At 47.6% G+C, this 12,094-nt stretch carries 13 protein-coding genes; 7 read left to right on the forward strand and 6 right to left on the reverse strand.

Annotated elements, in window-relative coordinates; genetic code table 11:
* The first annotated feature begins 116 nt into the window (after positions 1-116).
* The 4 genes from GXO76_04915 (at position 117) to nadC (ending at position 4,803) form a co-directional block, all read left to right on the forward strand.
* A complete protein-coding gene (locus tag GXO76_04915) occupies positions 117-749 on the forward strand; it encodes a transposase (GenBank protein NOY77192.1) in 633 nt (210 codons plus the stop codon).
* Positions 750-940: 191 nt separating this feature from the next.
* Complete coding sequence (locus GXO76_04920) at positions 941-1,615, forward strand: hypothetical protein (protein NOY77193.1); 675 nt, start codon at positions 941-943, stop codon at positions 1,613-1,615.
* Positions 1,616-1,709: 94 nt separating this feature from the next.
* Positions 1,710-3,959, forward strand: a complete 2,250-nt coding sequence (locus GXO76_04925) for a VWA domain-containing protein (protein NOY77194.1) — start codon at positions 1,710-1,712, stop codon at positions 3,957-3,959.
* Positions 3,916-4,803 (forward strand): carboxylating nicotinate-nucleotide diphosphorylase, encoded by an 888-nt coding sequence (nadC, locus tag GXO76_04930; protein ID NOY77195.1) that lies wholly within the window; start codon positions 3,916-3,918, stop codon positions 4,801-4,803. The genes GXO76_04925 and nadC overlap by 44 nt, the downstream gene beginning before the upstream one ends.
* 47 nt (positions 4,804-4,850) lie before the next feature.
* Here nadC and GXO76_04935 read toward each other — a convergent pair whose 3' ends face one another.
* Positions 4,851-5,699 carry an alpha/beta hydrolase gene (locus GXO76_04935; GenBank protein ID NOY77196.1) on the reverse strand — a complete coding sequence of 283 codons (849 nt, stop codon included), beginning with the start codon at positions 5,697-5,699 and terminating at the stop codon, positions 4,851-4,853.
* Between the two features lie 139 nt (positions 5,700-5,838).
* On the opposite strand from GXO76_04935, the gene GXO76_04940 reads away from it, so the two are divergent.
* A complete protein-coding gene (locus GXO76_04940; GenBank protein ID NOY77197.1) occupies positions 5,839-7,188 on the forward strand; it encodes an MATE family efflux transporter in 1,350 nt (449 codons plus the stop codon).
* Positions 7,189-7,221: 33 nt separating this feature from the next.
* Here GXO76_04940 and GXO76_04945 read toward each other — a convergent pair whose 3' ends face one another.
* The 3 genes from GXO76_04945 to cysE form a co-directional block, all read right to left on the reverse strand.
* Positions 7,222-7,881, reverse strand: coding sequence for a transglycosylase SLT domain-containing protein (locus GXO76_04945; protein NOY77198.1), 660 nt, complete (start codon positions 7,879-7,881; stop codon positions 7,222-7,224).
* Positions 7,862-8,080, reverse strand: a complete 219-nt coding sequence (locus GXO76_04950) for a hypothetical protein (protein NOY77199.1) — start codon at positions 8,078-8,080, stop codon at positions 7,862-7,864. The genes GXO76_04945 and GXO76_04950 overlap by 20 nt, the downstream gene beginning before the upstream one ends.
* Positions 8,081-8,239: 159 nt before the next feature.
* Positions 8,240-8,968 carry a serine O-acetyltransferase gene (gene cysE / locus GXO76_04955; GenBank protein NOY77200.1) on the reverse strand — a complete coding sequence of 243 codons (729 nt, stop codon included), beginning with the start codon at positions 8,966-8,968 and terminating at the stop codon, positions 8,240-8,242.
* Between the two features lie 328 nt (positions 8,969-9,296).
* Between cysE and GXO76_04960 the strand changes: the two genes are divergently transcribed.
* Positions 9,297-10,148 (forward strand): hypothetical protein, encoded by an 852-nt coding sequence (locus GXO76_04960; GenBank protein NOY77201.1) that lies wholly within the window; start codon positions 9,297-9,299, stop codon positions 10,146-10,148.
* Between the two features lie 67 nt (positions 10,149-10,215).
* Positions 10,216-10,737, forward strand: a complete 522-nt coding sequence (locus GXO76_04965) for a hypothetical protein (protein NOY77202.1) — start codon at positions 10,216-10,218, stop codon at positions 10,735-10,737.
* Between the two features lie 37 nt (positions 10,738-10,774).
* Here GXO76_04965 and GXO76_04970 read toward each other — a convergent pair whose 3' ends face one another.
* Together GXO76_04970 and GXO76_04975 are read right to left on the reverse strand one after the other, a co-directional pair.
* Positions 10,775-11,890: an aldose 1-epimerase family protein gene (locus tag GXO76_04970; protein NOY77203.1), complete on the reverse strand. Its 1,116-nt coding sequence runs from the start codon at positions 11,888-11,890 to the stop codon at positions 10,775-10,777.
* A 15-nt stretch (positions 11,891-11,905) separates the two neighbouring features.
* On the reverse strand, positions 11,906-12,094 hold a 189-nt coding region (locus GXO76_04975; GenBank protein ID NOY77204.1), incomplete at its 5' end, for a hypothetical protein.

Consider the following 12,094-nt stretch of genomic DNA (forward strand, 5'->3'; position numbering starts at 1 on the left):
GACTGTTTTTTGGGTTTTTTAGAATCCCGTAAAATTTGTAGTTGATTGCATTTTTGGTTTTTGAGACAGGGTAACAGAAATGCCTGCGAAGGTTATTTTATCGGATCATTTTACCAATGCAATATGATCCGCAAAGGCATCACCGACGATCCATTCGCCTAAAGGGGTATGATTATTCCCAACCGGGGTGGTATTTTGTGACCGTTATAATCCAAGACCGAATTATGTTATTGGGTAATGTGATCGATGAGAAAATGGTTTTGAATGATGCCGGACAAATGATACAAACCGTTTGGGATGAAATACCAAAATATTATCCCGGAATCAAAATAGACGTATCGCAAATTATGCCCAACCATTTTCATGGAATAATCCAAATCGTAGGGGCAGATCCCCGTATCTGCCCGTTAGGGCAATCACGGGGGATTGCAAAAGGGCAATCACGGGGGATTGCCCCAACGGAGGGGATTGCAAAAGGGCAATCACGGGGGATTGCCCCAACGGAGGGGATTGCCCCAACAAAAGGGTTATCGTTGCCAGACGTTGTACAACGATTTAAAACGTTAACCACCAAACGTTATATTGACGGGGTCAAACAAAATAATTGGCCGAGGTTTAATGGTAAATTATGGCAACGAAATTATTGGGAGCACATCATCCGTAATGAATTGGAATTAAACCGCATTCGAAGATATATAATCGAGAATCCAAAAAAATGGAATAGTGATCGGGATTATTCGGATTCTTAAATTGGGGCAATCACAGGGGATTGCCCCAACACAGGGGATTGCCCCAACACAGGGGATTGCCACAACAGAGGGGATTGCCCCAACAGAGGGGATTGCCACAACAGAGGGGATTGTCCCAACCGAAGGAATTGCCTCCACAGAGGCAGATTGCTTTATCTCTAAAGAAATTGAATGAAAAAATGAGGCCTTTTATGAAAAAGTACGGTATTTTACTGATCGTTTTGTTTTTTGCGGTTAGCAGCGTTCTGGCCCAACCGGGAGGAAAAGGGCATCGCGGAAAACGGCACAGACAGCAGCAATTTTCCTTGCAGCCACGCGGACAGTGGCAAACCTATCCTCAGGGAGTCTTGTTTTTCAACACATTTTCGACCAATTTTATCGGATTCGGTGGAAATTATTTTTTCCGTCCTTTTATGAAAAACAGGCGGTTTGGGGTGTCGATAATGATGATTCCCTATCCGGAAAAGAGCTTCCCCGATGTAACCATGTACTACGATCCGTACTACGGGGATTATCTCTACATGCAGAGTCCCTACCACCGAAGCCGCAGCCTTTTCTCGCTGTTTGGGTTGTACCGGCAGCGGCTTTTCTCGCAAAGATTTCGGAATGAATTTCAGCCTTACCTGATCGTCGGAGCGGGACCCCTGCTTGCCTACGAATCGATTCCCGGACGGGGATTTTTGCACAGCCAGACGCAAGTTACGCTTGCAGGGATGGCGGGTCTGGGCCTGACCTACAATCTCACGGGCTGGTTTCTTTCAGTTGAGCTGCACTATCTTTTGATTCATTTTAAACGACCCATTTATCAGAAAATGGTCATGGATTCCTGGTCGTTCCAGTTTGGCGTGGGTAAATATTTTCGGTAGGCCGTTTTGCAAGTCAGGCCGATGCGTCCAACATTGAACAAAAACAGGAGAATCAGCGTCTAAAAAGGTGTCTAGTTAAGAGGAGGACACGCTCTTGAAATCATTCAAATTTAGAAACATGATTCTCCTGGCCGGGCTTATTTTGGGCCTGACAGCTGCCGGTTTTGCGCAGAGCTGGTTTATTCCACAGCCGCCGCCGCACATTCCGCGTCCTGTTCATTTTGGATTTCCGGTTCTTGAAAAAGAGGCCATTCGCTTCTCCGTTCAGGATCAGGCCGGGAAAATAACGGTAGAACAGGTCTGGAAGAATCCCTCCACTGCCCCGATCGAAGGCAGGCTGATTTTCCCGCTTCCAGCCGGTGCCCGTGTCACCCATTTTGAAATGACGGTGAATGATACGGTAGTTACCGGAAAGTTATTCACCCGCGAAAAGGCCAGGCAAATTTACGAGGAAATTGTCCGTAACTTGCGAGACCCCGCCATTCTTGAATACCTGAATGACCACCTGTTCCAAACGCAAATCTTTCCCATTCCGGCTCATCAAAGCCGGCGGATATCACTTACGTATCAGGCCATTTTTCCGTCTGATCACAACCGTGTAACCCTGAAACTTCCTCTGTTCGTTCAGCGATTCCGTTGGCGCCGCAGCGAACGGATGCTCCCACAGAAAGACCTCGTTATCTCAGGAATTGTGCGTTCAAAAATTCCCCTGAAGACGATTTATTCACCCAATTCAGGTGTTGATATTTTTCAGGTTAGTGACCACGAGGTGAAGGTCAGTTTTGAGGGCCGTGTGTCCGATCAAAAGAGAAGTGACTTTCGTCTGGTGTACTCGCTTCAGAGCGACCCGGTCGGCCTCTCTGTGTTGACATTCAAGGAACCGGCTGCACCGGGGTATTTTTTGCTGCTGGCATCGCCGTCAATTGATCAAAATCGTAAACAATCCCTTCCGACGGATTTTGTTTTTCTTCTGGATCGATCGGGAAGCATGACGGGTGAAAAACTCGCCCAGGCCAAAAAGGCACTCAGATACTGTTTGAATCATTTAAAACCGGGTGATCGCTTTGGACTGGTGGCGTTCAGCTCAGACGTAACCCTTTTTAAAGAAAGCCTGCTGCCGGTTCCCAAATGGCGAAAAAAGGCCCTGAAATTTATTGACCAGTTGGAAGCGGCCGGCGGAACGAATCTGAATGCGGCTCTTTCGTCTCTAAAGAAATTTAAAAGCGATTCCACGCGCCCTCTGGAGGTCATTTTTCTGACGGATGGGAAACCGACCGTCGGTGTAACCGAGGAGGCCGACATACTGAAATCTTTCCGAAAGGACATTCCTCCCAATCTTCGCCTGTTTATATTCGGCGTGGGATTCGATGTGAACACGTTTTTGCTCAATCATCTTTCGCAGGAAGGACACGGAACGGTAGTTTATGTGGAACCGGAATCCAATCTTGAGGTCAAAATATCGAATTTTTTTGAAACGATCAAATCACCCGTACTCACGAATCTTTCGCTGGATTGGGGAGGACAGACCGTTCGCGAGGTTTTCCCAAAAAAGCTGCCGGATTTATTTCGGGGCGGGCAGTTGATTGTGGCCGGAAGGTACGAAAAAACCGGTGATTTTCGGGTAGAATTGAAGGGCGCTTTTCAGAATCGGGAAAAGGCTTTTGCGAAAATCGTCCGCTTTCCGGCTCAAACACGGGAAAACGATTTTGTCCCCGTTATCTGGGCATCCCGTAAAATTGGCTATTTATTGGATGAAATCCGGTGGCACGGCGAGAACGACGAACTCAAGAATGAAATTGTTCGCCTGAGCAAAAAATTTGGCATTGTAACGCCGTACACGTCGTATCTCATCCGGGAACCGGAGCGGCCTGTGGTTTTGCAGCCAACAACAGGGGGGCCGCCAACGCCGCCTCCGCCCCACTTCAATCGTTCGAAAAACGTCTTTTTGCAGGATTTTGCCAGTAAGGCCGCTGTGGAAAGCGGAGTCAGTTCCTTTTACATTAGTAAAGGAATTCAAAACCTGAAACAAAGCAGGGCCCTGCCCGCGGAGTCCAGAACGAACAGGGTGCGATTTGTGGCGGGACGCAGCTTTATTTTCAGGGACAGTCTCTTTGTGGAACAGCGCGTGGAATCCAGACCGGCGGATGTAAGCGTGGTATTTGGTTCGCCGGCCTATTTTGATCTGCTGACCTGGCATCCGGAGTTAAGCGAAATATTTGCACTGGGGAAGGCAGTAAAGTTTGAATATGGAGGCATTGTTTTTCAAATCTCAAAAAACGGAACAGAAAAATGGAGTCCTGATGAAGCTGAAAAATATCGACGGTTGGCGTCAGGAGTGGATTGAGGGATTAAAAAAAGAAGTGGATAGCCTGATTGAATGGGCTTTCAGGGAAGATTTTGGCAGTTGGGGGGATGTAACCAGTCAGGCCATTTTTCACAGGAATGATACGGGAACGGCCCGGGTTGTGGCTAAATCCGAAGGGATTGTGGCCGGTTTGTTTGCCGTTCGCGGCGTATTTGAACGAAAGTCACCGGAAATACAGATTGAGGAAATGTGTGAAGACGGTGATTTTGTGACTTCCGGGGAAACGCTATTAATTGCAGAAGGTTCTGTGGAGGATTTGCTGAGTGCCGAACGAACCGCCCTGAATTTTTTGGGGCGGCTTTCCGGAATGGCTACACTTACCGGGAAATTTGTGGAGGCTGTTTCCGGAACCCGGACAAAAATTCTGGACACGCGCAAAACAACCCCCGGCTGGCGGTTTTTGGAAAAGTACGCCGTAAGGCAGGGGGGAGGGGTCAATCACCGGATGGGACTTTTTGACCGGGTTTTGATCAAGGATAATCACATAAAGGCGGCCGGAGGGATTCGTCCCGCGGTTCAGGCCGTCAGGGAGTATCTTTCCCGCCGCGGGTTGACTCTTCCCATTGAGGTGGAGGTCAAAAATCTGTCTGAACTGGAAGAGGCGCTTGGCCAAACAATTCAGCAAATCATGCTGGATAATATGGATCCGGACACGATGCGGCAGGCGGTGAAACGGGTTTCAGGCAGAATTCCGTTGGAAGCGTCCGGTGGAATCACACTTGAAACGGTTCGGGCCGTCGCCGAAACGGGAGTCGATTTCATTTCAGTGGGGGCGCTTACGCATTCAGCCCCGGTTTTGGATGTGTCCATGCTCATGGTGTAGGAAAAAATAAGTCCCCGGCACCGTCTTTAACGTGCCGGGGACGTTTGTCACTTCTGTATTCCGTGAATGAATTTCCTCAGGGCATCCACTGCTTTCTTGCTGTGCGTGCCCCGATTTGTTTCCAGGTCCACATAATGGGCGTTTGGGAGGAGGGCGGTCATTTTTTTCAGATTCTCCGGTTCGTGGAGTTTGTCTTTGGACGCACCAACAATTAAAACCGGGCAGGTGACGGCTCCCAATTTATCCCAAACCGTGTATTTGGCCAGGGCAAGCACGGCTTTTTTCAATTTCCAGGGATCAGCGGCATCCAGTGCATGGGAATATTTTTCATACTGGGCGTAATCCGTAGTAACATCCAGACGAAAATTGCGTAGATACCATTTTACAAACGGCTTGAAAATCAGGTACAAACGCGGCGGAAACGGGCGGATAAGCCAGAGTCCCCAGCGCGGAACACGGAATTCCGCATTGGGTGCCACGAGAGCCAGAGCTTTCGGTTGAGGGTGCAGGTGGATTACGGCATCCAGAATGGCTGTGGCTCCCAGGGAGCTTCCCATAAGAATGTACCGATCGGGTTTCACTCCGAGTCGGGAAACGAGGTGAACAAGGTCTTCCCCAATGCGGTCAACGCTGAAGCTCACCCTACCCCGAATACGGGAGGATATTTTTTCGCGGGTTTCGATGTAGAAAACGCGAAAGTCCCGTGTCATTTCACGGAGCACATCCCGCCAGGCAATGGGTTTTGAAATCCAACCGCTGACGAAAACAATATCGGGATTGTTTTGTTTTTGTACGGGCAAAAAGGTAATGACCCGCAATAAAACGTTTGGGGCGGCTGGCAGCCATTTTTCAGAAAATGAGCTTCCCGCAGCACAAAGTTCCGAGAGGTTTTCCATTTTTTATTCTTGTGGTTTGAATATTTATAAAATATCGTTTTAACACCGACTGCTAAAATATACAAAAATAATTTCGGATTGTCATTAAAATTCTTTTTACTTAGGGTGAATATCTGAGCTGTCCATGCTGACTAAAAAAATGAATCCTGTTTTATTGGAAGGAAAAATCCCTGCTACGTTGACGCGGTTAACGCTTCAGATGTCCGTTGGCATTTTGGCCATGCAGGTTTTCAATCTGGTAGACACGTTTTTTGTCGGGCAGCTCGGAACCAATCAGTTAGCCGCAATGGGGTTTACCTTCCCCGTTGTCATGGTGATTAACAGCATTGCGCTTGGGCTGGGCATTGGGGCCTCATCTGTGATTTCACGCGCCATTGGCGAGGGAAATCAATCCGGGGTTCGCCGCTTTACAACCGATGCTTTGTCGCTTTCATTAATTATTGTCACATTTTTTGTGGTTATTGGGCTATTTACAATTGAACCGCTTTTTCGCTCCCTTGGGGCCACCGGAGAGGTAATTCGCTACATCGAATCCTATATGAGAATCTGGTTTTTGGGGATGCCCTTTGTGGTGATTCCAATGGTGGGCAACAGTGCCATTCGGGCGACGGGCGATACCAAAACGCCCAGTTTTATAATGGTGAGCGCCGTGCTTGTGAACATCATTCTGGATCCGCTGCTTATTTTTGGGTACGGTCCGTTTCCAAGATTGGAATTGGCCGGTGCGGCCTTGGCTACGGTTATCTCCCGGGGGTTGACGATGGTATTGTCGCTCTGGATTCTCTACCGGCGTGAGAAAATGCTGACGTTTGCCGTGCCAAGAGTAAAAGAGGTCGTTCAATCCTGGGGGAAAATCCTATATATTGGCCTGCCGGCCGCTGCAACCAATTTGATCACCCCGATTTCGATGGGTGTGATTACGCGATTGGTAGCCGACTACGGGGCGCCGGCTGTGGCAGGTTTTGGCGTGGGGTCGCGCATCCAGATGTTTTCCCTGGCTATAATCGGCTCCCTTTCGTCGGTTCTCACCCCTTTTGTCGGGCAAAATTGGGGAGCCAAATATTATACAAGAATTAAGAATGGCGTGAAATTCAGTTATCTGGTTTCACTTATTTGGGGTATTTTTCTTTTCCTGCTTTTTTTGTTGGCCGCCAATCCTCTTGCCGCCCTTTTTAATCGAAATCCCCAGGTTATCGCGGCAACGGATGCGTATTTGAAAATCGTATCAATTGGCTTTCCGGCTCTTGGAATTCTGATATTGACCGCGTCCATATTTAATGCCCTTAACAAGCCGCTGCCGGCATCGCTGCTCATGATTGCGCGAATGTTTGTACTGTATATTCCGTTGGCTTATTTGGGTTCAAATTTGGTGGGATTAACCGGGATATTTTGGGCGGCGGTTCTTTCGAATTTTATGGCAGGCACAGCAGCCTACTTCTGGATTAAGAAAGAAATGGCCGGTTTTGGCCGAAAGCCCCGGTTAAATTAAGGAAATTCTTAATCGATATAAAAAATAACCCCCTCAGAAAGCTATTTTTTTGTAGGTCTCGTAAGTCTTAAAAATTTTAAATACATAGTGCCGGGTTTGACCCGGAAGGTGTCTCTTGATGCTGTTCCAGCGATCGGGGTATCGGGTTCTTTTTTGGGCGCGCAAAACCCGCTTATGTCCCGCGTTGTAGCTGGCAAACATAAAAGCGAGCCGGTCTTTCCCTTTTTCATCCTTCCAGATTGTGTACAAACGGCGGTCGTACAGGCAGCCCAGTGCAATATTAATTTCAGGTTTAAGCAATAACTTAGGGTGTGTGCCCAGGTGTCTGGCCGTTCCGGGCATGATTTGCATGAGACCCAAAGCCCCAACGCGGCTGCGGGCGTTTTCATTGAATTTGCTTTCCGCATAAACCTGTGCGGCAATCAGTCGCCAGTCAAATCCATAACGCCAGCTGTATTTCTTGATGATCCGGTCGTATCTGGAAATTCGACCCGGGCGCATGACGGTGATGTGGTTCAGATACTGCCGCCAATCTTGTTCGGGAGTCTCATTCTGAACGTCAACTTGTGCAGAATCGGGAGCAACAGACACGTCAGATGATTCGGGAAATGAATCTGCCTTTTCCGAAGGAGAAGTACAGAAAAAGACAAATAATCCGAACAGAAGAAGGAGGCTAAATTTGCCCGATAACATATGCTAATCCCAGGAATATTGCTGCTATCATGATTGCCAACCCGACATTTCGATTCTCTGCAATTTCCATTCGAATATCCAGTTTTTCCAGTTTGTCAAATAACCGCCAGGCAAAAAAACAGGCCACTGCAAAAAAAACCGCCTTAACAATAATGTACGAAAAATTAAGCAAATAGGTTTTAAGCAGGTCACTAACCATTGCAGGTCTCCTATTCTGAACGTTGCAATTTTTCCATCCGGGCAACCGATGTGCATTGGGAAAGCGTTCTTTCCCGATTAAATTCCCTTAAATTTACCGGAATTGGCCTTAGAAGTCAAGGAAAAATTACTTTTCGCGAAAAGAAAAAGGAGACCTTCCTCAGATTCCCGCTCCGTTTTCAAAAATGGGTTTTTCATTATTAAACGGTTTTTCCAGTTCCCGAAGAATTTTTTCGGTCTTGTGCAAAGACTCTTTATGAGTATTTTGCAGATGTGCGACCTCCTTTTCCAGTTCCAAAACCCGATCGACCAGCTCCCGGATGACCCTGGACACCGGGTCGGGCAGTTTATTGTGATCCAGAACCTTTAGATCAAAATTATTGGTTTCGTGAAGCGTGCGTCCCGGGATTCCCACAACAACGGAGTGCGGCGGAACGGATTTTAGCACAACCGATCCGCTCCCGATCCGGCTGTGATGCCCGATGCGAATATTCCCGAGGATCTTTGCACCACTTCCCACAACCACATGCGATTCAAGGGTGGGGTGTCTTTTCCCCTTTTCAAGGGAGGTTCCCCCCAGAGTGACGCCCTGATAAATAAGGCATTCGTCTCCGACCTCTGCGGTTTCGCCGATCACGATTCCCATTCCGTGATCAATAAAAACGCCTTTTCCAATTTTTGCGCCCGGATGAATTTCAACGCCCGTCAGAAAGCGGGTCACGTGGGAAATTAACCGGGGAATCACCGGGAGCCTGAGCTTCCATAAAAAATGGGATATTCGGTGCGCCCAGATGGCATGGAGTCCCGGGTACGCCAGGATAATTTCTACCACATTTTTGGCAGCCGGATCGTATTTAAAAACCGAGCGAATATCGTGAATCATACCCATTTCTAAAAACCCTTTCTTTTTTGGTGCATAAAAAAAGCCCCATTGCGTGGAGCAATGGGGCTTTAAAGATATATTCGATTCGTTATTTTTCAGGATAAAGCACACCTCCACGCTTGCTGTTTCACGAACAGAGCCATCGGACAACACATACACATTTTGTGGGGTGCGCGTATCATAAATAGCGGTTCCTTTTTTTTTACCTTTCTAATATAAATCAATTGAGAATAAATTGCAAATAAAATTTGATTGTATCCATTATTTTATTGAATTTTTTGGGGATATTTTCTATATTGAAATACAATTTTTTACCAAAATGGAGAGACAAAAAATGACGTCACAAGAAAAATCGCCTGTTCTCAAAGAAACTCTGTTCTGGGGGTTAGCCATTATTATTACGCTTTTTGCCGCCCATTACCAGCGAACCACCGGTCCGACGTACCCGATTACAGGTACGGTTTCATTGGACGGAATGAAAATCTCCTATTATCTCCACCGGAGCCATGGCGGCGTTGGGGATCAGCCGGTTGAAATACAGGTGCCCGATACCTTGGTTGAGGGAATTCTGGAATATCGCCACTATCCGACAGATGAATCGTGGACCAGCGAAAAACTCGTTCGAAAGGGACGTCGTTTGGTAGGGACCCTGCCGCACCAGCCCCCGGCCGGTAAGCTGGAATATCGAGTTATTCTAAAAAGGGGTGATGTGCAGATCAGCATTCCTCCAAAAGAGGCAGCCGTGATTCGATTTAAGGGAATGGTGCCGCATGCCGTGCTTTTTCCTCACATTTTTTTCATGTTTCTGGCCATGCTGTTCTCCACCCGGGCCGGCTTGGAAGCCCTCTTTAATCCCGATGGCCGTTTAAAAACGTACACCTACTGGACCGTCGGCTTATTGGCGATTGGCGGATTTATTTTGGGTCCTCTTGTTCAGAAATTTGCCTTTGGTGCGCTCTGGACGGGAATTCCCTTTGGCTGGGATCTGACGGATAATAAAACATTGATTGCCCTGGCCGGATGGGTAATCGCTCTCATTGCCGTCATCAAAAAGGGACGAAAGGGTCGGTGGTGGGTTGTTTTTGCCTCACTGATTATGATTGTCATTTTTTTGATTCCCCACAGTATGCACGGTTCTGAATTGAAATATGATGAAGCGGGGCATGTAATTAGAAATCATTCGTAGCTCTTTTTGTTCCTGGGCCGGAGACCCTCCGGTTCAGGAACTGACAATCGTCTGCAGGAGGCAAATCATGAAAGGTGTAATCGTAAATTCTCTGGAAAATCAGGTAAAGGATACGTATGGCCATCGGAAATGGGAGGACATCCTTGAGAAGGCTGGACTCAGCCGAGATTCATTTTTCCTGGCTATTGACGATATTGACGATTCTGTGGTTTTAAAGGTTATCGGGGCAGCCTGTTCCGTATTGAATATCACCCAGAGTCAATTGGGGGATGAGTTTGGCGAGTATTGGGTGAATACCTATGCCCCCAAATATTATAAAATTTACTATATGGGTATTACATCGGCAAAAGAATTTCTCTTGAAAATGAACGATTTACATCAAAATGTGACAAAAAGCATGCCCAACGCGCATCCGCCTCATTTCGAGTATGAGACCGTGTCCGATAATCGGTTGATTATGACGTATGTCTCTCATCGCGGGCTTATGGATTTTATGATTGGTTTGATCAAAGGTGTCGGCCATTATTATAAGGAAAATCTTTCGCTCCGCCAGCTGCCCGACAATCAGATCGAAATTACATTTAAATAAAAGTGACCCCTTTTAAAAGCCGCCTATTTGCCACGAGTTAGTGGAGTGAATGTGCGTTTCGAATAGCGAGGATTTTTTCCTCCATCGCCTGGATTTTTTCCTGATTTTCCAGAACGCCGAATTCTATTTCAATGGTTTTTACCTCGCCGGGCTGCAGAAATTTCAGTGTGCCGTCTTTTCGGTAGCGGTCTCGTCCCTCCACCAGGCTGTTTCCGGGTTCCATTCCCAGGACGTACATACCCTCGCCCATCATTTTCCATTCCACATATTTATCCAGTTGATCCAGGCGATACTTGAGATACACGCCAATTCCTTCGCCCCGGTTAAATGCCTTGTTGAGAAGAGCCACCCAGACGAATCCGTCTGCATCCGTTTTCATGGAATGGTAGTAAACCTTCTCCTGATATCCGTGTGTGGGGGATTGAAAACGCCCGTAATTTTCCTTGCCCTCAGCGGCCGCCGCATCCCGGGGTGTAACGGTTTTTGCGGGAGAAATGAGCTCACTGGTCTCGCTCAAAAGTGGAAATCCCATATTAAAATGGTACAAAATCATAAAAGGCGTTGTTTCAAAGCCCAGATTTTCTACGCGGTCATGGATGGAAAGGCGGTTTTCTCCCAACGCTGTCCGAATGCTTCGGGTGAGCTCCAGATTTTCACCGAAAACAGCTGCCTGGCGTACGGTCCCCCTGACCTCCATTTCATACTCCATTTCATAGCGGTCGCCGTTCCATTTGCTTTTAAGGCAGATGTTTTTTGCGGGAATATTGGAATATCGCCCGTGAAGCCCCAATGCCTCACCTTCGTCCACGGTAGGAGCGCCTAGATAGGTGAGGCCGCACGTCGCAAACAGGCCACCGGGAAAATTTCGCAGCCAGCCTGTTCCCTGCGATTCGTAAAATGCCGGAGAGCTGTCGCCCACCGGTGAGCGCCAGGCCAGGGGAATGCCCCGGTAACTGGCGTTGGAAATGTCCAGGCCCCGGTCAGCAGAAACCGTAAATCGAAAACCGCTGCCCGTGTAAACATCAACAACCCGAACACCCCGTTCGTTTCCATTGGTTAATTCCGCCGGACGTACCCCTGCAATTTGGGACACATCGCCCACCGATCGCAAGAGTTCTTCCTTTGTTACGGTTTTTCCGAAAAGTGTAATCATTGTTCCTTTCCCGATTCAACGTTCTATTTCAAATGTTACAATTTCCTTCGGTTTGAACGTCCATTCCAAAATTCCGGGTTTTGCAAAAGTCACTTTCTGTTTTCGCTGTTCATTAAGCTGGCTCAGATAAACTCTTTTAATAAGATGATGAAGGCGAATTGCGGTTTTTGTGGGTTTGTCCGCTGTGTTGTAGAGTCGAAGAAT

It is taken from the genome of Calditrichota bacterium, from assembly GCA_013151735.1.
In the GTDB taxonomy this organism is placed as follows: Bacteria; Zhuqueibacterota; JdFR-76; order JdFR-76; family BMS3Abin05; genus BMS3Abin05.